Source organism: Halomarinibacterium sedimenti, assembly GCF_019312585.1.
Lineage (GTDB): Bacteria > Bacteroidota > Bacteroidia > Flavobacteriales > Flavobacteriaceae > Halomarinibacterium > Halomarinibacterium sedimenti.
In genome coordinates this window covers 42,451-63,984 of sequence record NZ_JAHWDP010000005.1, presented here as the reverse complement: position 1 = coordinate 63,984, position 21,534 = coordinate 42,451, and the positions used below count along the sequence as shown (strand labels likewise).

Genomic DNA, 21,534 nt, shown 5'->3' with positions numbered 1-21,534 from the left:
GGATGAAATTTATTGAAACCATAAAAAATATTTATAAGATAGAAGAGCTTCGTAACAGAATCATGCTTACGTTAGGTCTTTTATTAGTGTACCGTTTTGGAGCACAAGTAGTTTTACCAGGTATTGATGCCGCTAAATTAAGTGAGTTTGCTGGTAATTTTGATGCTGGCGGAATTGGCGGATTACTGAATGCATTTACAGGTGGGGCTTTTGCCAATGCATCGGTTTTTGCACTTGGGATTATGCCTTATATCTCTGCTTCGATTGTGGTTCAATTAATGCAAATTGCTATTCCTTATTTACAGAAACTTCAAAAAGAAGGTGAAAGTGGAAGGAAGAAGATTACCCAGATAACACGTTGGTTAACTATTGGTATTTGTTTGGTGCAGGCACCAAGTTACTTAGCAGGATTACCGGCACTAGGTGTTCCTCCAGAGGCTTTTGTAATGGGACAATCTGCTTTATTCTATGTTTCTTCAATAGTAATTTTAGTTACAGGGTGTATTTTTGCAATGTGGCTAGGAGAAAAGATTACAGATAAAGGAGTTGGAAATGGTATCTCAATACTTATTATGGTAGGTATTATTGCAACATTACCGCAATCATTTGCTCAAGAATTTGCTTCTAGAGTATTTGAATCTAATGGAGGTTTAATTATGATTCTTATCGAATTAGTAATTTGGTTTGTCATTATTCTATTATCCATCATGCTTGTTATGGCGGTTAGAAAGATTCCTGTTCAGTATGCACGAAGAACTGCAAGTGGAGGATATGAGAAGAATATTTTTGGAGCAAGACAGTTTATCCCATTAAAGTTGAATGCTTCTGGGGTAATGCCAATTATCTTTGCTCAAGCAATAATGTTTGTTCCATCGGCTGTAGCTAGTTTATCTGAAAGTGAATTAGCGCAATCTATTAGAGCTACATTTAGTGATATATTTGGGTTATGGTATAATGTTGTTTTTGCAATACTTATTATCATATTTACATATTTCTATACGGCTATCACTGTTCCTACTAATAAAATGGCCGACGATTTAAAACGAAGCGGAGGATTTATTCCTGGAATTAAACCAGGTACAGATACAGCTGAGTTTTTAGATAGAATTATGTCTCAAATTACCTTCCCAGGATCTATATTTTTAGCACTTATAGCAATTTTCCCCGCTATTGTTGTTAAGATTATGGGTATCCAACAAGGATGGGCATTATTTTATGGTGGTACTTCACTACTAATTATGGTAGGGGTGGCTATTGACACCATGCAACAAATTAATTCATACTTGTTAAATCGTCATTATGATGGTTTAATGAAGAGTGGAAAAAATAGAAAAGCAGTAGCATAATTATGGCAAAACAAGCGGCAATAGAACAAGACGGAACCATAGTAGAAGCATTATCTAATGCTATGTTTCGGGTAGAATTGGAAAATGGTCACATTGTTACAGCGCATATTTCCGGGAAAATGCGTATGCACTATATTAAATTATTACCTGGAGATAAAGTTAAATTAGAAATGAGCCCATACGATTTAAGTAAAGCTCGCATAACCTATAGATACTAATTGAGATGAAAGTAAGAGCATCCATTAAAAAAAGAAGCGCCGACTGTAAGATAGTTCGCAGAAACGGACGCTTGTATGTTATTAACAAAAAGAACCCAAGGTTTAAACAAAGACAAGGATAAATTATGGCAAGAATCGCAGGTGTAGATATCCCTAAGAATAAAAGGGGTGTAATCGCGTTAACGTATATCTTTGGTATTGGTAGAAGCCGTGCCCAAGATATCCTAGAAAAAGCCGGAGTTAGCGAAGACAAAAAAGTAAACGATTGGACCGATGATGAAATTGGTGCCATTCGTGACGCTGTTGGGTCTTTCAAGATTGAAGGTGAATTACGTAGCGAAATTCAATTAAGCATTAAACGCTTAATGGATATTGGTTGTTACAGAGGTATTCGACACAGAGTTGGTCTTCCTTTAAGAGGACAACGCACCAAGAATAACTCAAGAACAAGAAAAGGAAAACGTAAAACAGTTGCTAACAAGAAAAAAGCAACTAAATAACCCTTAGAGATATGGCAAAGTCTAGTTCAAAAAGTACAAAGAAGCGTAAAGTTATTGTTGAGTCTACGGGCGAAGCACACATTACTGCTTCCTTCAACAATATTATTATTTCATTAACCAACAAGAATGGCGATGTTATTTCTTGGTCTTCAGCCGGTAAAATGGGCTTTAGAGGATCTAAGAAAAATACTCCTTATGCTGCTCAATTAGCATCAGAGGATTGTGCAAAAGTTGCTCACGAAGCTGGTTTACGAAAAGTAAAAGTTTACGTTAAAGGACCAGGGAATGGTAGAGAATCTGCTATTCGTTCTATCCACAATGCTGGAATTGAAGTAACCGAAATTATCGATGTTACACCAATGCCACATAACGGATGTCGTCCTCCAAAACGAAGAAGAGTATAATTAATAATTTAGTATAAACCCTGAAGGAAAACGAAAACTAGAGGATGACCTTAATTTAGTTTTCCCTTCAAAATTCAATTTTAAAAATGGCAAGATATACTGGTCCCAAAACTAAAATAGCACGTAAATTTGGCGAAGCTATTTTCGGAGAAGACAAATCTTTCGAAAAAAGAAATTACCCTCCAGGACAACACGGGCAAAACCGTAGAAGAGGAAAAAAATCTGAGTACGCTATTCAATTAGCCGAAAAGCAAAAAGCAAAATATACCTATGGTATATTGGAGCGTCAATTCCGTAATTTATTCAAAAAAGCAACTGCTGCACAGGGCATTACTGGTGAGGTATTACTTCAATTATGTGAGTCTCGTTTAGACAACGTGGTCTACAGAATGGGAATTGCACCAAGCCGAAGCGCTGCTAGACAATTAGTATCACACCGTCACATCACGGTAAATGGTGAGAAGGTAAATATTCCTTCCTATCAATTAAAACCTGGTGATGTAGTTGCGGTAAGAGAAAAATCAAAATCTTTGGAAGCTGTTCAAAATTCACTGGCTAATGCTAGCCATGTGTATGAATGGATTACTTGGAATCCTGAAAAGAAGGAAGGAACGTATGTTTCTATTCCTCAAAGAATCCAAATTCCAGAAAACATCAACGAGCAATTTATCGTTGAATTATATTCTAAATAATAAATTAATGATATTGGTATTTAGCCAAAGGGTTTGTAGTATTCTTCAAACTAATAAACCGCGCAACTAAATAACAATTAAAACGAAGAAAAATTATGGCAGTATTTAGTTTTCAGAAGCCTGATAAAGTTATTATGATTAATTCAACCGATTTCGAAGGGAAATTTGAATTTCGCCCTTTGGAACCAGGTTACGGATTGACTGTAGGTAATGCATTAAGACGAGTGCTACTTTCCTCATTGGAAGGTTTTGCAATTACTTCCGTACGCATCGAAGGAGTAGATCACGAATTTTCTACGATTGCTGGTGTTGTTGAGGATGTAACCGAAATAGTATTAAATCTAAAACAGGTTCGTCTTAAAAGACAAATTGATGAAATAGATAACGAAACCGTTACAATTTCTGTTTCTGGTTCAGAGCAGTTAACTGCAGGTGATTTTCAAAAATTTATCTCAGGTTTCCAAGTGCTAAACCCAGAATTGGTTATCTGTAATATGGATCCTAAAGTGAACCTTAATTTCGAAATTACTATCGAAAAAGGTAGAGGATATGTTCCTGCAGAAGAGAACAAGAAAGCAAATGCGCCTCTTGGTATCATCTTTACAGATTCTATCTATACTCCTATTAAAAATGTAAAGTATAGCATAGAAAACTATCGTGTTGAGCAAAAGACTGACTATGAAAAATTAGTTTTTGAAATCATTACAGATGGTTCTATTCATCCAAAAGATGCACTTACCGAAGCTGCTAAAACCTTAATTCACCACTTTATGTTATTTAGTGATGAGCGTATTACTTTAGAAGCAGACGAAATTGCACAGACTGAAACTTATGATGAAGAGTCACTTCATATGCGTCAATTACTAAAGACCAAGTTAATAGACATGGATCTTTCAGTAAGAGCATTAAACTGTTTAAAAGCAGCCGAAGTGGATACGCTTGGAGACTTGGTTTCATTCAACAAAAACGATTTGATGAAATTCAGAAATTTTGGTAAAAAATCATTAACCGAACTTGAAGAGTTGGTAAATGTAAAAGGCCTTAATTTTGGAATGGATCTTTCAAAATACAAATTAGATAAAGACTAATCCATCATATTTTGCTCCTCAAAAAGAGTTGTAGCAAGATGATGATTAAAACAAAACGTCATGAGACACGGAAAAAAATTCAATCACTTAGGTAGAAAAACAGCACATAGAAGGTCTATGTTGGCTAATATGGCTTGTTCACTAATTGAACACAAAAGAATTAACACTACAGTTGCAAAAGCTAAAGCTTTAAAGCAGTTTGTTGAGCCTTTAGTGACAAAATCGAAAGAAGATACAACGCACAATCGTCGTATTGTAATGTCAAGATTGCGTCAAAAGGATGCTGTTACCGAACTTTTTAGAGAAGTAGCTGTAAAGGTGGGAGATCGACCAGGAGGATATACTCGTATTATTAAATTGGGTAATCGTTTAGGAGATAACGCAGATATGGCAATGATTGAGTTAGTAGATTATAATGAGGTCTACAACGCTGGTAAAGCAACTAAAAAGAAATCTACACGTAGAAGTCGTAGAGGAGGAAGTTCAGCTCCTGCTGCTGTAGCACCTGCTGCAAAAACAGAAGCTAAAAAAGAAGAAGAATAAAATGAACAACCATTTGTAAATAAGTAAGGGACTAACCATTAAAGTTAGTCCCTTTTTTTATGTTATTTTTGTAAAATTCTAAATTGAATATGAAATACCAAACACGAAAAAAAGCACTTATTTTATTAGCCGATGGAACTATTTTCTACGGCAAAGCAGTAGCTGGTAAAGAAGGTTCCGCCTTTGGAGAAGTATGTTTTAACACTGGGATGACGGGCTATCAAGAAATTTTTACAGACCCATCTTATTTTGGGCAATTGATGGTTACCACCAATGCACATATTGGAAATTATGGAACTAAAAAAGAAGAAGTAGAGTCTGAGGGAATTAAAATTGCCGGGTTAATTTGTAGAAATTTTAGTTATCATTATTCTAGACCAGATGCAGATAGTTCTTTGGAAGAATTTTTAAATAGTAACAATCTGTTAGCCATTAGTGATGTAGATACTAGAGCACTTGTAAGTTACATTCGCGATCATGGTGCGATGAATGCAGTGATTACTACCGAAGTAGACAACCTCGATAATTTAAAGAAAAAATTAGCCGACTTTCCAGATATGAAAGGATTAGAATTGGCTTCTAAAGTTTCTACAAAAGAACCCTATTTCTTTGGTGATGAAAATGCTCAATTTAAGATTTCGGCACTTGATATTGGAATCAAGAAAAACATTTTACGAAATCTTGCCAGCCGAGATTGCTACATAAAAGTGTTTCCATACAACGCCTCTTTTTCAGAATTACAATCGTTTGAACCTGATGGATATTTCTTAAGCAATGGCCCTGGAGACCCTGAGCCATTAAATGAAGCAATTGCTACCACCAAAGAAATTTTAAAAACAGACAAACCACTCTTTGGAATCTGTTTAGGACATCAAGTTTTGGCCCTTGCCAATGGTATTTCTACCTATAAAATGCACCACGGACACCGCGGAATTAATCACCCAATTAAAAACCTTTTAACTGGGAAGGGAGAAATAACTTCTCAAAATCACGGATTTGCTATTAATAGAGAAGAAACCGAAGCGCATAAAAATGTGGAAATCACGCACGTACATTTAAACGATCATACGGTTGCAGGAATAAGATTAAAAGACAAACCCGTATTTTCAGTTCAGTATCATCCTGAAGCGAGTCCAGGGCCAAATGATGCATCTTACTTGTTTGATGAGTTTATTGAGAATGTTAAGAATAATAAAAATTGATATTTTGAATAAAAATTATTACTTCATATTCCTCTTCTTCTTTTCTTTTGGATTATTGTCCCAAAATTGGGATGTTATTAATCCAAAACCTTCTTATAACACTCCTACAGATATTTATTTCGTTGATAATAGTAACGGCTTTATATTAAACGATAAGGAATTATTGTCTACTTCTGATTCGGGTGCTAATTGGCAAATAAAGTTAAGAATATTATCGGGGAATGATTTTGATTTTTATAACTCATATTCATATATAGTTGGTAAAAATGGGTACATTTTAAAATCAATAGATTATGGAGATAATTGGTCTGAAATCCAGACCGTTTATAATAACACTTTTAATTCAGTAAGTATTGTAGATGCGGATACTGTATTTATTTCAGGATTTATAAACAGTAATAATTCATTGCTTATAAGAAGTTTTGATGGTGGTAATTCTTGGGAAACAATGAATTTCCCTAGTAATACACCTGTACATAGTATTTTCTTTTCATCAAATTTGGTTGGTCATGCAGCTTGCTCTGATGGTAGAATTTTGAAAACAACTGATGGTGGAAATAATTGGTTTCTGTCAGAACAAGGTACTACAACTTACGATTTTACAAACCTCTATTTTTATTCAGAATCGATTGGATATGCATTAAGACAGTATGGTGGTATTTATAAAACTTTAGATGGAGGTTCTTCTTGGTTTCTTTTTTTAGAAACATTTGAAGAAATATATTCTTTGCATTTTATTGACGAAAATATCGGTTATTTCTCAGGAGAAGATGGATTGATAATTAAAACAATTGATGGTGGCAATACTTGGGAAGACATAAGCTTTGTTTATTTAATAAGCTATTCTAATATGACAGGTATTTATTTTGTGGATGAAAATAATGGTTTCGTTACTGGGGAAAGAGGAAGAATTGCAAAGACAAATAATGCGGGTAATTCTTGGAATCTTTATAGTTTTAATTATGAACATGTAGAAATAGTTGATTTTATTAATTCTGAAGTCGGTTATGTTAAAATGGACAATAAAATTTATAAAACTATAGATGGTGGTAATACTTGGAATGATACTGAATTACCAAGTACTATAGTAAACCTTTCAGGTTTTGATTTTATTGATGAAAATATTGGTTTTGCATCAAGTTATAGATCTTCTATATATAAAACAATTGACGGTGGTGAAAACTGGGAACTTATTACGGGTACTTTTGGTATTAATAATAATTATCCAGGTTCTTACGAAGTAAAATTTATTGACCACAATGTAGGATTTGTTTGTGGGAGTTTGAATAGTGGAGCGAGTGGATTATTTAAAACTTTAGATGGAGGCGAAAATTGGGAGGAAATAGCAAAATATGATTTCTATAATCTACAGATGTTAAATTCAAACGTTGGTTTTGCACATGAGCAGTTTTTTAATCATCGAAAATTATACAAAACCCTTGATGGAGGATATAATTGGTTTACATTATACGAAGCAGCTCATGAGATCAATTCATTTCATTTCGTTAACGAGCAAATAGGATTTCTAGTAGGATATAATGGTATGGTTGAAAAAACTGTTGATGGTGGGGAAAATTGGAGTCAATTAAACATACCTCATGAATACTATGATATTGTTGAATTTTATTCTGAAAGTTATGGTTTTGTAGTTGATTCTTATGGTAAAATATATATAACCTTAGATGGTGGTGAAAACTGGGAAGAATCATTGGATGGAGGAGTAGTGGGGGGGACTCATACAATTTTGGACATGAATTTTACTGAAGAAGTACTATATGCCGGAGGTAATTGGGGAAAAATAATTAAATATGATATAAATAGTTTAGGAATTGAAAATTTTAATATTGGTAAGGAAAGATTTAATATTTACCCAAATCCAGGAGAAGGTTTGGTCTGGTTAGAATCAAATAGCTTAAACTTTATAGATTATCTTGAATTATATGACTTTGCAGGAGGTAAGATTAGAGAACTGTCGATTGAAAGGCAACAAGGAAGAATTAAAATAAATTTTTCTGATTTGGAAACAGGATTCTATATTTTAAAAATTAACCTTATCGACGAGAATTTTATAACAAAAAAAATAATTATTAAATAAATGCAATCTAATGAGTATTATCATTGAAATTCACGCAAGACAAATATTCGATTCCAGAGGGAATCCTACCATTGAGGTAGATGTTATTACCGAAAATGGGTATATGGGTAGAGCTGCTGTACCTTCTGGGGCCTCAACAGGAGAACATGAAGCCGTAGAATTACGCGACGGAGGCAAAGCCTATATGGGGAAAGGCGTTTTAAAAGCAGTGGAAAATGTAAATGGAAAAATTGCAGGTACTTTGTTAGGTATTTCTGTGTTTGAGCAAGAAGCTATCGACCAAATCATGATTGAATTGGACGGGACTAAAAACAAATCGAAGTTAGGAGCCAATGCTATTCTTGGTGTTTCTTTAGCCGTAGCTAAAGCTGCCGCAAACGAATTAGGAATGCCTTTATACCGTTATGTGGGAGGAGTGAGTGCTAAAACACTTCCTGTGCCAATGATGAATATCATCAATGGAGGATCGCATAGTGATGCTCCTATTGCCTTTCAGGAATTTATGGTGATGCCCGTAAAAGCAAAGAGTTTTACTCATGCGATGCAAATGGGATCTGAAATTTTTCACAACTTAAAAAAGGTACTTCACGATAGACACCTAAGTACGGCTGTAGGTGACGAAGGTGGTTTTGCTCCTACACTTGGTGGGACAGAAGATGCTTTAGAAACCATCGCTCTTGCATCAAAAAATGCTGGGTACAAATTAGGAGATGAAGTGATGATAGCTTTGGATTGTGCTTCGGCTGAGTTTTATGTAAATGGGAAATATGATTATACCAAATTTGAAGGTGATAAAGGAAAAGTACGCTCCTCAAAAGAACAAGCAGATTATTTGGCTGAATTAACCCAAAAATATCCGATTATTTCTATTGAAGATGGAATGGATGAAAACGACTGGGAAGGTTGGAAATATTTAACTGAAAAAGTAGGAGATAAGGTGCAATTGGTGGGAGATGATTTGTTTGTAACGAATGTTGAAAGATTATCCAAAGGAATAAACGAAGGCATAGCCAATTCCATTTTGATTAAGGTAAATCAAATAGGAACCCTAAGTGAAACCATTGCAGCAGTAAATATGGCACATAATGCTGGTTATACCTGTGTGATGTCGCATAGAAGTGGAGAGACTGAGGATAATACTATTGCGGATCTTGCAGTAGGATTAAATACAGGACAAATTAAAACTGGATCAGTTTCACGAAGTGACCGAATGGCAAAATACAATCAATTGCTTCGTATTGAAGAAGAGTTATGTGAGGTAGCATATTACCCCCAGAATAAAGCCTTCAAAATATAAAATTTGAAAATTTTCGAAAATTAAAAAACCTGCATAAGCGCAGGTTTTTTAATTTTAATTGCTTTCTCATTAATTTAAGTTTTATTTAACCACTTCTAGTGGCGCTAGATGTTAAAAAATCGTGTAATATTTCGTAATTTAGCATTTCTAGTATAACCCTAATAAATCAAAATATATTTATGCCAAGGATTGCAACGCTTGAAATTGATGGGAAAAAGTATGAATTCCCTATTACAGAAGGTACAGAAAATGAAGTAGCTGTGGATATAAGCAGTTTCCGTAGTAATACGGGAGGGGTTATAACCTATGATCCTGGATATAAAAATACGGGTGCTTGCGAAAGTGCCATTACTTTTTTGGATGGTGAAAAAGGGATTCTAAGATATCGAGGATATGCTATCGAAGAACTGGCCGAAAAAGCAGATTTCCTCGAAGTAGCATACCTACTTATTTTTGGAGAATTACCATCGAGAGAACAACTTGAAAAGTTTCATAAAGATATTAGGGAGCAATCTATTGTTGCAGAGGATATGAAGAAAATCTTAGACGGTTTTCCATCATCTGCACACCCAATGGGAGTTTTATCATCCCTTACCAATGCATTAATAGCATTTAATCCTTCTTCGGTAAATGTGGATAGTGAAGAAGATATGTACCGTGCCATCGTAAAAATTATGGCAAAATTTCCAGTGTTAACCGCTTGGGCATATAGAAAAAGAGCAGGATTACCCTTAGATTATGGAGATGATTCTTTGGGGTATGTAGAAAATTTCCTAAAAATGATGTTCAAAAAACCTCATGGAGAATATGCTCAAAATAAAATAGTGGTAGACGCCTTAGATAAACTTTTAATATTACACGCTGATCACGAGCAAAACTGTTCTACTTCCACAGTGCGAATAGTTGGATCTTCGCATGCAGGATTGTTTGCTTCACTTTCAGCAGGTATTAATGCACTATGGGGGCCACTTCATGGAGGAGCTAACCAAGCGGTTATAGAAATGCTGGAAGCTATTAAAGCAGATGATGGGGACACCAAAAAATATATGGCAAAAGCCAAAGACAAAGAAGATCCTTTCCGTTTAATGGGATTTGGACACAGAGTATATAAGAATTTTGACCCTCGTGCAAAAATCATTAAAAAAGCAGCAGATTCTTTATTGGATGATTTAGGAGTTGAAGACACTGTATTAGATATTGCAAAAGGATTGGAAAAAGAAGCTTTGGAAGACAAGTATTTTGTGGATAGAAAATTATATCCAAATGTCGATTTTTATTCGGGTATTATATACAGAGCCATGGGTATCCCTGTTGAAATGTTTACACCGATGTTTGCTTTGGGAAGACTTCCGGGATGGATTGCTCAATGGAGAGAAATGCGTTTGCGTAAGGAGCCTATTGGTCGTCCAAGACAAATTTATATTGGAGAAACATTAAGAGCTTTTAAAGATATTGATTACAGATAGTTAATTGCTAAAAGATATTAAGCATCCGCAAAAAACGGATGCTTTTTTTATATTTAGGGTATGATTAAATTGAATATAAACAATGAAATATCAAGGCTTAGGGCGGTTGTTTTAGGAACTGCGGTAAGTAATGGTCCTACCCCAAAGCTTCAAGATGCTTATGACCCAAAATCGGCAGAGCATATAAAAGCAGGAACCTATCCTGTAGAAGCAGATATGGTGAAGGAAATGGAAGCCGTGGCTGCGGTTTTTAAAAAATACGGAGTTACGGTGTATCGTCCAGACGTTATAAAAGATTACAATCAAATCTTTGCACGAGACATTGCTTTTGTGATTGAGGATAAATTTATTTATGGAAATATTTTGGAAGATCGATCTAAGGAAATAGACGCTTTGGATTACGTTATTGACCAGATAGATGATTCAAAAATTATAGAGTTTCCAGAAGATGCCCATATTGAAGGAGGTGATGTGATGCCTTGGGGAGACTATATTTTTGTGGGTACTTTTAAAGATAAAGATTACCGAAAATATATTACAGCTAGAACGAATATGGAGGCCGTAGTTTACCTTCAAGAAATATTTCCGCATAAAAAAGTGGTGTCGTTTTCTTTAAAAAAATCTAATTTCGACCCTCGTGAAAATGCATTACATCTAGATTGTTGTTTTCAGCCTCTTGGAAAAGGAAAGGCAATCATTCATAAAGAAGGTTTTTTAATTGAGGAAGAATATGAATGGTTGGTGAATTTCTTCGGAAAAGAAAATTGTTTTCATATCACCAAGGACGAAATGTACGATATGAATAGCAATATTTTCTCTATTTCTCCTGAAGTGGTTATTTCAGAAAAAAACTTCACACGTTTAAATACGTGGCTTCGTAAAGAAGGGTTTACAGTTGAAGAAGTTCCCTATGCCGAAATTGCCAAACAAGAGGGGTTACTTCGTTGCTCAACCATGCCCTTAATAAGAGATTGATGTAATTTTTTTAAAAACATCCGACTTACCTCATAAATTACATCTTATGAGAAAGTTGATATTTACATTTTCAATATTCTTTGTCACCTTCCAAGTGTTCTCACAGGGCGTTATAGATGGTTTTTATAAAGGGAAGGGCAATGCCTCTGCAGTTTTGGGTTTTGGCTTTGAAGACACGAAATCTTATTTTGCCCGAAGAGAAAAAATAGACTTGTCAAGAAGTCTTTTTTATGGAAATTTATATGGAGCCTATGGAATTACAAACACCATTGATGTCTCTGTATCTATTCCATATCTTGTGAGTGATGACAATAGTGATTTTCAGGATATTTCAATTTTCTTAAAGTATAAAGTTTTTCAGAAAGAATTTGAAAAAGGAAAGTTTGAAATTAGTCTTGCAGGAGGGCTTTCAACTCCAATAAGTGATTATAGTATTGGAGGATTAAATGATATTGGACAACAGGCAACAATTTTTGAAGTGAGAGGTGTATTTCACTATCAATGCCATTCAGGTTGGTTTACAAGTTTACAAAGTGGCTATTCGTTTAAACTTGAAGAAGTTCCCAATAGTATCCCATTTGTTATAAAAGCCGGTCGGGCTTCATCAACATGGTATTATGATATTTATTATGATTTTCAGCACTCATTTGGTGGGATTGATTATTTAGGGACGCCACGTCCTCAAAATTTTAAAGCATTTGGTGTTGATTACCAAAAAGTTGGAGGGACTGTTTTTAAGCCTTTTTCAAATAATATTGGAGCCTATGTTTCTCTATCCTATGTGCTCTCAGGACGCAACGTATTTCAAGGGCCAGCTTATGGGTTAGGTTTCGTTTATAATTTCAGAAATGATAAATAGAAGGAATTAGTTTTCAATTGTCTTAATTACTATTGCAGGATTTCCACCCACTAAAACATCATCGGGAATATTTTTTGTCACCACGGCACCTGCAGCTATCACCCCCCGATTTCCAATCGATACTCCAGGACAAATAATAGCACCACCTCCTATCCAAACGTCATTTCCAATTGAGATAGGTTTTGCAAATTCTTTCCCTGAATTTCTTGCCTTGGCTTCTAAAGGATGTGTAGCTGTATAGATTTGCACATTGGGAGCAATCATTACATTATTACCAATACTTACAGGCATTACGTCAAGAATACAACAGTTGTAGTTAAAAAAAACATGATTCCCCACAGTGATATTATATCCATAATCACAATAAAATGGAGGCTCTACCCAAAGATTTTTACCTGCTTTCCCAAACAGTTTATAAATCAATTTAGCGCGTCTCTCTTTTTGGGTTTCGTTTAGGCTATTGATTTCCTGAAAAAGTAGCTTAGCTTGTTCACGCTCATTAAATAGTACATTGTCCAAGGGGTCATACATTTCGCCAGCTAGCATTTTTTGTTTTTCGGTCATACTATTATTGTGAATTAAATACTAAGTTACCTATAAGAATTGGTAAATTCAATTGCAAAAACAGCTATTTTTACAGTCTGTAAAACAAATTTTAATGAGTCAAATCACCAACACCCTTTTAATGATTCGCCCTGTGGCTTTCAGAATGAATGAAGAAACAGCGGTAAATAACTATTTTCAAGAAGATATCGACATTAAAAATGCTGAAATTAATGCAAAAGCTCAAGCAGAATTTGACGCATTTGTAGAAAAATTAAGGGCCGTTGGGGTAAATGTGATCGTTGAAAATGATGACTTGTTAATGGACACACCAGACTCTATTTTTCCGAATAACTGGGTAAGTTTTCATGAAAATGGAATAGTAGCATTATATCCTATGTTTGCTGAAAATAGACGACGCGAACGAAGAGAAGAGGTTATGGATAGATTAGAAGCTGAGGGTTTCCTTATTGAAGGATTTATGGATTATACTACTGCCGAAGAAGAAGGATTATTCTTAGAAGGAACCGGCAGTATTTTAATGGATAGAGTTAACGGAAAAGCCTACTGTGCATTATCACCACGTGCCGATGAAGATTTATTTATAGAATTTTGTGAAGATTTTGAATACGACCCCGTTATTTTTAATGCCTACCAAACAGTCAATGGGGAACGATTACCTATTTACCATACCAATGTCATGATGTGTTTGGCAGAAAATTTTTGTGTGATTTGCTTAGACACCATAGATGATCCCAAGGAGCGAAAAGAAGTAGTGAAACAACTTCGAGAAAGTAATAAGGAAATTATTAAAATTACCGAAGCGCAGATGTATCAATTTGCGGGAAATATGCTTCAGGTTTTGGGAGCAAATGATAAGCGCTACCTTGTTATGAGTACAGCTGCCCATAAAAGTTTAACTCCAGAACAGATGAGAGCCATTGAAAAGCATTGTTCCATTTTAAGTAGTGAATTAGAAACTATTGAAACTTGTGGTGGAGGAAGTGCACGATGTATGATGGCAGAAGTTTTTTTGCCTAAAGCTGAAGATTAGCTCTTTGCTATATTCCGAATCATCCCTCCAAAAATGAAATAGTGAAAGGGTAGTACACTATACCAATATAATCTACCCCATAAACCTTTAGGCCTAAAGGTGGCAATTTGATGTAACACATTTTTATCGTCTATTTTAAACTCTAACCAGGCCTCGCCTGGGAGTTTCATTTCGGCAAAAAGGAGTAATCTTTTTTCATCTTTATCGGCATACAATACTCGCCAAAAATCTAAAGCATCGCCTGCGTATATTTTATTAGGATGTGTTCTACCTCTGCGTAAACCCACACCGCCAACCAACTGATCCATAAATCCTCTTATTTTCCATAGTCTATTCCCATAATACCAGCCTTTTGTACCACCAATAGACCAAATATTTTCTAAAACTTTATCTGGATTAGAAACTTTGATCTTCTTTTCATCTTTTAAACAACCGTATTTTGGTATTTGGATATACCCTTTTAAATTGCTAAATCGTCCAGCAACAAGAGAGTCCTTCCAACTGGAAATAACTAAATTTTGTTCAATTTTTATAAAAGCTTTTTTGATGGCTTCTTCATAAGAAATGGGAGTAATACCTAGTATTTTTTGTAATTTATTATCCTTAGCAACCACTTCCATTTTCATACTATCCACAAGATTTACCGCAAGTTTATAACTTGTTGAGGTAACAAAATATAACCAATAGGAGGATAGTCTTGGTGACATTACGGGAACCGAAATAATCCACAATCTTAATTTTCTCACTTTTGCATAAATCATAAGCATTTGCTTGTAGGTTAATACGTCTGGTCCTCCAACATCAAAGGATTGATTATAACATTTTTCATTTAAAATAACTCCTGAAAGAAAAGCAATAACATCCCTTATAGCTATAGGCTGAATCTTTGTTTTTAACCATTTAGGAGCAACCATTACGGGTAGCTTTTCACATAAATCTCGAATAATTTCAAAAGAGGAACTTCCGCTTCCAACCACAATTCCTGCTCTTAAAACGGTAAGGTTGTAATTTCCCTCGTATAAAATTTCTTCTACTTTTTTTCTTGAGGATAAATGCTTTGATAAATTATCCTCGTTTATAATGCCGCTTAAATAGATCACTTGTTTGACAGAAGTTTGCTCCATATATTCGTTAAAATGATAAGCAGCCTTCGCTTCAAGAGCTTCAAAATCTGTCGTGGAAACACTCATTGAATGAATTAAATAATATGCAATGTCAATATCTTTAGGGAAGTCTTTTATATGGGGTTCTTTCAAAAAGTCTACTTCGTAAAAAGTGACCCTTTTTTGGGTTTCTGAATCTAAGGGAATTCTATTTTTATCTCTAACACAACAAATAACGTCGAACCCTTTCTCTAATAGAGCAGGTAATAAACGCATGCCAATATATCCATTGGCTCCTGTGAGTAATATTTTCAAATTAAAGATCTTCTATTCGTGTGGTTGAAGTATCACTTTTATATTCTAATATTCGAGTCATAAACTTATGAATGCTTTTATCTTTTGCCTTGGCTTCAATTTTTACAAAATAATTATCTCTATAAATGGAGTATTCATCTGCTTTTCCTTTGTAAAGACTGAGTTTATAATATGGTATTACTAATGCATACGATTCTAATAAAGACCGAAAACCCACAAGTATTCCCATTGGGCGTAATTCTATATTACATACATTTCGATTATTATCCAAGATAAGCAAGTTATGGATATGAGTACTCGTCTCTTTAATAATTAATTTTGGTGAGCCTATGCCTCCCATTTTAAAACGCTCTTTAAATGAAAAAGGTTTTCCTAGTATAGTATCTATTTTTTTGATAACCTCTCTGTTATTATAGGACACATTTAATATCATTTTACTGCTTTTTTCTAGACTAATTCATACCCTCCATTGTAATACCAAGTGAATGTAAGAATTATTTGTTTAAAAATTCTTAAAAATAATTAAACGTTTTATTGTAGATTATTTTTAATGAAATACTACTCATAATTAACTACCTTTAAGAAAACCTAAAATATTCAAGTATGAAAATCTTAAAAACGGCTCTCCTAGTTGTTGGTATTGTTTTAATTGCCTTTGGCTTGTACAATGCATTTGTCCCCCAAGAAGTTTTGGATGTGGGCCCCCTAGAGGTTAGCGCTAAAGAAGGATTAAGTAACCAAACACTTGGTATGATTGGTCTTGGTGTTGTGGCATTAATTGCAGGTGCTTTTTTGAAAAATAGAAAGTAACACAAGTGCTAAGGAGCACTAATCCTTGAAAATTCTTGTATCTTTGCCCCTTCAAAAATGGGAATATGACTTTACAGGAAACACTTTCTGAAAAAATTAAAACGGCTGTTCAAAATTTATATAGCGCTAGTTTAGAGACTATTGAATTTCAAGCGACACGTAAAGATTTTGAAGGGGATATCACAGTGGTTATTTTCCCCATGCTTCGTGTTGTAAAAGGAAATCCTGTCCAAATTGGTGAGGCTATTGGGAATTACTTAATTGAAAATGTTCCTGAAGTTTCCAAATTTAATGTGGTACAGGGGTTTTTGAATATTGTATTAAGTGATGCTTATTACTTAGATTTCTTCAAAACTGTTTCCGACTTTTCAACCTTTGGAATCCTTCCACAAGGCACCGAAGCCATGATGGTGGAATATTCCTCACCTAACACCAACAAACCGCTTCATTTAGGACATATTCGAAATGTGTTGTTGGGGTATTCGGTCGCTGAAATTTTAAAAGCTTCAGGAAAAAAAGTCTATAAAACCCAAATCATTAACGATCGAGGGATACATATTTGTAAAAGTATGTTGGCTTGGAAAAAATATGGAAATGGTGAAACACCTGAATCTACAGGCCTAAAAGGAGACAAGTTAGTTGGAAATTATTACGTAACATTTGATAAAGAATACAAAAAGGAAATTGAAGTATTAAAGGCTAAAGGCAACACTGAGGAGGAAGCCAAGGCACAAGCACCACTCATAAATGAAGCTCAGGAAATGCTCCGTAAGTGGGAGGCTGGGGATGAGGAAACCGTTGCCTTATGGAAAAAAATGAATGGTTGGGTATATGAAGGTTTTGAAGAAACTTACAAAAAAATAGGAGTTGATTTTGACAGTTATTATTACGAAAGCGATACCTACTTGTTAGGAAAAGATAATATTGAGGAGGGACTTAAAAAAGGAGTTTTTTATAGAAAAGAAGATGGCTCTGTTTGGTGCGATTTAACTGCAGACGGTCTTGATGAAAAAATTGTGTTGCGAAGCGATGGTACCGCAGTGTATATGACTCAGGATATTGGTACAGCCATACAGCGAGTAAAGGATCATCCCGATGTAAACGGAATGATTTACACCGTTGGAAACGAACAGGATTATCATTTTAAAGTATTGTTTCTTATCCTGAAAAAACTAGGCTATAGCTGGGCAGAAAATCTATACCATTTAAGTTACGGGATGGTCGATTTACCTTCTGGAAAGATGAAAAGTAGAGAAGGAACGGTAGTAGATGCAGATGATTTGGTGGATGAAATGGTAGATACCGCGAGAGCAATTTCGGAAGAATTAGGAAAGATTGATGATCTTTCAACAGAAGAAAAAGAAGAGTTGTACAAAATTATTGGGTTAGGGGCGTTAAAGTATTATATCTTAAAAGTAGATCCCAAAAAACGAATTCTCTTCGATCCCAAAGAAAGTGTTGATTTTCAAGGAAATACGGGGCCTTTTATTCAGTATACTTATGCGCGAATTCAATCGATATTAAGAAAAGCGGGTACCTCCGCTTCGTTTAGTGATTCTAATCTAAAGCTTGAAGATAAAGAGAAAGAGTTGCTGAAACAACTTCAGTTATTTCCAGAAAAAGTGCAAGAGGCGGCTTCCAATTATAGCCCAGCGTTAATTGCTAATTATACCTATGATTTAGTAAAACTGTACAATTCGTTCTTTCAAAATATCTCAATATTTGGAGCAAATACGGAAGCTGAAAAGAATTTCCGTGTAGCGCTTTCCAAAGCAGTGGGAGAGGTGATTAAATCGGCTTTTGGGCTGTTAGGAATTGGAGTTCCAGAACGAATGTAATTTATTTATGAAGCTCGTATTCTAAAGCAATACGTACCAATCCTGCGGTGTTTCGAGCTCCTGTTTTTATCAGCATATTTCTACGGTGAGTTTCTACAGTACCAAAGCTAATAAAGAGTTTTTCGGCAATTTCTTGCGTGGTACATTCTTCAAGAATAAGTTCTAAAATTTCTTTTTCGCGTCTTGATAAACTTGGAAAAGGACTTTGAGCAATTTGTTGCGAGCTTTTAGTAACACTATTTACAATAATTTCGTTAACAGTTTCATCAAGATAGGTTTTCCCGATATAAACGTCTTGAATGGCTTCAATAATTTCATCTTGCCCAGCATTTTTTAAAACATAACCTTTTGCACCGTTTTTAAGCATTAATTTAATTAGACTGCTTTCCTTATGCATAGAAATAGCTACGATTTTAATTTCAGGTGAAATTTTAATCATCTCTTTACAAGTATCAATACCATTAATGCCTGGCATATTGATATCGAGTAAAACAACATCTGGATTAAGTATATTTAATTTTTCAATACCCTCTTCACCATCCAGGGCCGTACCAATAACTTCGATTTCGGGATGGTTTTCAAGTAGAAGTGTCATCCCGTCGATTACCATTTTATGATCATCTACAATAAGTACTTTTATCATAGTATGGGGATATTAATGGTTACTGAAGTTCCTTTGCTTGGTTGACTGTCCCACGATATGGTTCCGTCGAGAAATTGCACCCGACTATTAATACTTTTAAGGCCTAGTCCTCCTTTTTCCATCGCCTCATCATAAATAAACCCTTTGCCATCATCTTCAATAATGAGATTGAGTTCTTTTTTATATCCTAATATTTGAATTAAAACAGACTTGGCTTCGGCATGTTTACGAATATTCGATATAATTTCTTGCACCAATCTATAAATCATCACCTCTTTTGTAGGTTCAATTTTTTCGGGTACTTGTTTTATCTCAAGGGTTGTTTCATACCCTTCCTCTCTTAAATTTTCTGTGATGTCTTCCACAGCACCTTGTAGTCCAGAAATGCTTAATGCGTGGGGCATCATATTATGAGAGATACGTCGCACCTCTATGCAGGCTTCATCAATAAGATTATTGGTTTTTTCGGTAATATTTAGTTTCTCAATTTGTTCGATTTCTTTTTGAATGGTTGTAAAATGTGCTTTAACGGTACTCAATAATCCTCCAAGGCTATCGTGAAGGTCTTTTGCAATACGCAACCGTTCCGCTTCTTGTCCTTCAATCATACTGTTAAGTGCTAATAGTTTATTTTTTTGTTGAAGTTCTTTTATTTCTTGGTCTTTTAATGCTTGTTTTTGTGTGGCAATAGTTTTTTGATCTTTCAACCTTTTTTGAAAGAAGAAAAAGGATAATAGAAGCAATATACCTAGACCAATAAGTAAATACAAAATTTGATTCTTTTCCCGAGTTTCTTTTTCAATGGTGAGATTTTGTTCTAAGATTTTTCGTTCCTTTTTTTCGGTATCAAATTTTACTTCGAGTTCTGCAATATTTCTTTGCATCCTTTCAGAATTCACGCTGTCTCTTAGAGTGGTTTCCTTGGTTTTATAAGTATATGCGTCTTTGTAATTTTTTGCTTCAAATTGTATCGTGGCCATTTTCAGTAAAACATCGAGTTTTACCTGTGGTTTTTTCACTGTCTCTAGCTTTGCCAAGGCTTTCTCCAAATAGGGAATGGCCTTTTCTGGTGAATTCATTTTTGAGTACGTATTGGCCAGCGCAATGGTAGAATAACTTTGCGAATTGATACTGTTTAAACTATCACTAATTCTTATAGATTCTTTAAGTTGTGGAATATTGGAAGGGTCCTCACGTTTTTCAAAAATATTTTTAATGGGCATATGCCCCGCAGGGGTGTTGGGATGAGCATCTTCGTACAATTCAGAAAGTATTTCGGTGTATTTGGCTAGTTCAATAGGCTTGTCTAATTGTGAAAAATGCTCTACGATTATGTATAAAGCGAATCGTTTTTGAGGAGTGTTTTCGTATTCTTTAATTGCATCCCACATTTTTCTATAAAATTCGGTATGTCCCTCAAGATCGCCTAAGACACCTTGTAATAATCCTTTGTGGTAATAGACATTCCAAAGGAAGTCGTGGTAATCTGGTTTTTCGGCAAGAGCTTCAGCCACGTTAAAATGATACAAGGCTTTGTCAACTTTGTTTTGGTATAAATAGGTATTGCCAACAGAAAGGTTATACTCGGTTATGGCTCTTTCGTCTTTTAACTTTTTGGCAAGCTCTAAGCCTAAAAGCTTATATTTTAGAGCATCATCTGTTAAACCTTGTTGAGATAATTTTTGGCTATACCGTTTGTAAAGGATCATTTTTCCTAAGTCGGTACTATCTTTAGAAAGGGCATATTCAAAAAGTGATTGCGCTTGACTTTGGGTTTTGGCTATTATGGTATTTAAATGGGAATAGGCCTCTTTTTTTTCTTCATATGATTTACTATTAATACTACCCAAGACACTATCAATACGTTTTTTAACGATTTCTTGTGAACATAGGTACTGCGGTATGTTGATACATATCGCAGTACATAGTATTAATGAGACATTTTTTAATTTATAAAATATCAACAATTCGTGAGTTTTGTATAGTAAATATAGGGGATATATTTAATTTGATTTGGTAAAGATTTCAAGTGTAAAGTCACCTTCGGTTAATTCATTGGCTCCTGTAATGCCTATTACAAACCTATAAGACCTATTAAGTGCTAGAATATACTTTACATTTCTGGTATGGTCTTGTGTTTTTCCTTTCCACTTTCTGTCCCATTTATGATCTACTTCACATCGAACACAAGATTGTAAATTTGGGGGTAGGGCATTATTATCGACACCTACTTGGTAGGCATAAACACTAAAGTTTGCATCTTCATCCTTTGGAATTACTTTAATAAATAACTCACTATAGGTAGGGATAATTCCAGTGTAAAGCACATGATTTCCTGTAAATTTATGATATTGGGTGGCAGGAAAACAAGCATTGTTGCTTTGCCAAGCCCACGAAAGGTCTTCCATTTTTTCACCTTCTGAAAGGCTTCCCTCTACACTAATGGTTTCATTGGGAATTAGTTCAATTTCGGTAACGGTTCTTTCTTGGGAAAGAACGATACTTGGTACTATTAGACAAATAAGAAATATTCTTTTCATAAT

23 protein-coding genes are annotated in these 21,534 nt (G+C 34.8%); 17 read left to right on the top strand and 6 right to left on the bottom strand.

Annotation, left to right across the window (positions count from 1 at the left end; translation table 11 throughout):
* Positions 1-2: 2 nt before the first annotated feature.
* The 14 genes from secY to KXJ69_RS11335 all read left to right on the top strand — a co-directional run bounded on the left by secY (position 3) and on the right by KXJ69_RS11335 (position 12,685).
* Positions 3-1,346, top strand: a complete 1,344-nt coding sequence (secY, locus tag KXJ69_RS11400; protein WP_219053246.1) for a preprotein translocase subunit SecY — start codon at positions 3-5, stop codon at positions 1,344-1,346.
* Between the two features lie 2 nt (positions 1,347-1,348).
* Positions 1,349-1,564 carry a translation initiation factor IF-1 gene (gene infA / locus KXJ69_RS11395; protein WP_219053245.1) on the top strand — a complete coding sequence of 72 codons (216 nt, stop codon included), beginning with the start codon at positions 1,349-1,351 and terminating at the stop codon, positions 1,562-1,564.
* Between the two features lie 5 nt (positions 1,565-1,569).
* Positions 1,570-1,686: a type B 50S ribosomal protein L36 gene (gene ykgO / locus KXJ69_RS11390; RefSeq protein ID WP_219053244.1), complete on the top strand. Its 117-nt coding sequence runs from the start codon at positions 1,570-1,572 to the stop codon at positions 1,684-1,686.
* Positions 1,687-1,689: 3 nt separating this feature from the next.
* Positions 1,690-2,064, top strand: coding sequence for a 30S ribosomal protein S13 (rpsM, locus tag KXJ69_RS11385; RefSeq protein ID WP_219053243.1), 375 nt, complete (start codon positions 1,690-1,692; stop codon positions 2,062-2,064).
* 11 nt (positions 2,065-2,075) lie between these two features.
* Entirely contained in the window at positions 2,076-2,468 is a 393-nt protein-coding gene (gene rpsK, locus KXJ69_RS11380; RefSeq protein ID WP_219053242.1) for a 30S ribosomal protein S11, read from the top strand.
* An 86-nt stretch (positions 2,469-2,554) separates the two neighbouring features.
* A complete protein-coding gene (gene rpsD / locus KXJ69_RS11375; RefSeq protein ID WP_219053241.1) occupies positions 2,555-3,160 on the top strand; it encodes a 30S ribosomal protein S4 in 606 nt (201 codons plus the stop codon).
* Between the two features lie 95 nt (positions 3,161-3,255).
* The gene (locus KXJ69_RS11370; RefSeq protein ID WP_219053240.1) at positions 3,256-4,248 is read left to right on the top strand and encodes a DNA-directed RNA polymerase subunit alpha; all 993 of its coding nucleotides are present in this window, start codon (positions 3,256-3,258) and stop codon (positions 4,246-4,248) included.
* Between the two features lie 60 nt (positions 4,249-4,308).
* A complete protein-coding gene (gene rplQ, locus KXJ69_RS11365; RefSeq protein ID WP_219053239.1) occupies positions 4,309-4,791 on the top strand; it encodes a 50S ribosomal protein L17 in 483 nt (160 codons plus the stop codon).
* An 89-nt stretch (positions 4,792-4,880) separates the two neighbouring features.
* A complete protein-coding gene (carA, locus tag KXJ69_RS11360) occupies positions 4,881-5,993 on the top strand; it encodes a glutamine-hydrolyzing carbamoyl-phosphate synthase small subunit (RefSeq protein ID WP_219053238.1) in 1,113 nt (370 codons plus the stop codon).
* Positions 5,994-5,997: 4 nt separating this feature from the next.
* A complete protein-coding gene (locus tag KXJ69_RS11355; RefSeq protein WP_219053237.1) occupies positions 5,998-8,088 on the top strand; it encodes a YCF48-related protein in 2,091 nt (696 codons plus the stop codon).
* 10 nt (positions 8,089-8,098) lie between these two features.
* A complete protein-coding gene (eno, locus tag KXJ69_RS11350; protein WP_219053236.1) occupies positions 8,099-9,385 on the top strand; it encodes a phosphopyruvate hydratase in 1,287 nt (428 codons plus the stop codon).
* Positions 9,386-9,564: 179 nt separating this feature from the next.
* Positions 9,565-10,851, top strand: coding sequence for a citrate synthase (locus tag KXJ69_RS11345; RefSeq protein ID WP_219053235.1), 1,287 nt, complete (start codon positions 9,565-9,567; stop codon positions 10,849-10,851).
* 60 nt (positions 10,852-10,911) lie between these two features.
* Entirely contained in the window at positions 10,912-11,826 is a 915-nt protein-coding gene (locus tag KXJ69_RS11340) for a dimethylarginine dimethylaminohydrolase family protein (protein ID WP_219053234.1), read from the top strand.
* A 46-nt stretch (positions 11,827-11,872) separates the two neighbouring features.
* Positions 11,873-12,685 carry a transporter gene (locus tag KXJ69_RS11335; RefSeq protein WP_219053233.1) on the top strand — a complete coding sequence of 271 codons (813 nt, stop codon included), beginning with the start codon at positions 11,873-11,875 and terminating at the stop codon, positions 12,683-12,685.
* 6 nt (positions 12,686-12,691) lie between these two features.
* Here KXJ69_RS11335 and KXJ69_RS11330 read toward each other — a convergent pair whose 3' ends face one another.
* The gene (locus tag KXJ69_RS11330) at positions 12,692-13,249 is read right to left on the bottom strand and encodes a sugar O-acetyltransferase (RefSeq protein ID WP_219053232.1); all 558 of its coding nucleotides are present in this window, start codon (positions 13,247-13,249) and stop codon (positions 12,692-12,694) included.
* A gap of 94 nt (positions 13,250-13,343) precedes the next feature.
* On the opposite strand from KXJ69_RS11330, the gene ctlX reads away from it, so the two are divergent.
* Entirely contained in the window at positions 13,344-14,282 is a 939-nt protein-coding gene (gene ctlX / locus KXJ69_RS11325; RefSeq protein ID WP_219053231.1) for a citrulline utilization hydrolase CtlX, read from the top strand.
* Here ctlX and KXJ69_RS11320 read toward each other — a convergent pair.
* Together KXJ69_RS11320 and KXJ69_RS11315 are read right to left on the bottom strand one after the other, a co-directional pair.
* Entirely contained in the window at positions 14,279-15,700 is a 1,422-nt protein-coding gene (locus KXJ69_RS11320) for an SDR family oxidoreductase (protein WP_219053230.1), read from the bottom strand. The two genes, ctlX and KXJ69_RS11320, sit on opposite strands and share 4 nt — an antisense overlap.
* A 1-nt stretch (position 15,701) precedes the next feature.
* Positions 15,702-16,133, bottom strand: a complete 432-nt coding sequence (locus tag KXJ69_RS11315; protein ID WP_219053229.1) for a hypothetical protein — start codon at positions 16,131-16,133, stop codon at positions 15,702-15,704.
* Between the two features lie 170 nt (positions 16,134-16,303).
* Between KXJ69_RS11315 and KXJ69_RS11310 the strand changes: the two genes are divergently transcribed.
* The gene (locus tag KXJ69_RS11310) at positions 16,304-16,510 is read left to right on the top strand and encodes a hypothetical protein (RefSeq protein WP_219053228.1); all 207 of its coding nucleotides are present in this window, start codon (positions 16,304-16,306) and stop codon (positions 16,508-16,510) included.
* Between the two features lie 65 nt (positions 16,511-16,575).
* Positions 16,576-18,348 carry an arginine--tRNA ligase gene (gene argS / locus KXJ69_RS11305; RefSeq protein ID WP_219053227.1) on the top strand — a complete coding sequence of 591 codons (1,773 nt, stop codon included), beginning with the start codon at positions 16,576-16,578 and terminating at the stop codon, positions 18,346-18,348.
* Between the two features lies 1 nt (position 18,349).
* On the opposite strand, the gene KXJ69_RS11300 is transcribed toward argS, so the two are convergent.
* The 3 genes from KXJ69_RS11300 to KXJ69_RS11290 form a co-directional block, all read right to left on the bottom strand.
* Complete coding sequence (locus tag KXJ69_RS11300; RefSeq protein WP_219053226.1) at positions 18,350-18,991, bottom strand: response regulator; 642 nt, start codon at positions 18,989-18,991, stop codon at positions 18,350-18,352.
* The gene (locus KXJ69_RS11295; RefSeq protein ID WP_219053225.1) at positions 18,988-20,841 is read right to left on the bottom strand and encodes an ATP-binding protein; all 1,854 of its coding nucleotides are present in this window, start codon (positions 20,839-20,841) and stop codon (positions 18,988-18,990) included. The genes KXJ69_RS11300 and KXJ69_RS11295 overlap by 4 nt, the downstream gene beginning before the upstream one ends.
* 153 nt (positions 20,842-20,994) lie before the next feature.
* Entirely contained in the window at positions 20,995-21,531 is a 537-nt protein-coding gene (locus KXJ69_RS11290; protein ID WP_219053224.1) for a hypothetical protein, read from the bottom strand.
* Positions 21,532-21,534 lie beyond the last annotated feature (3 nt).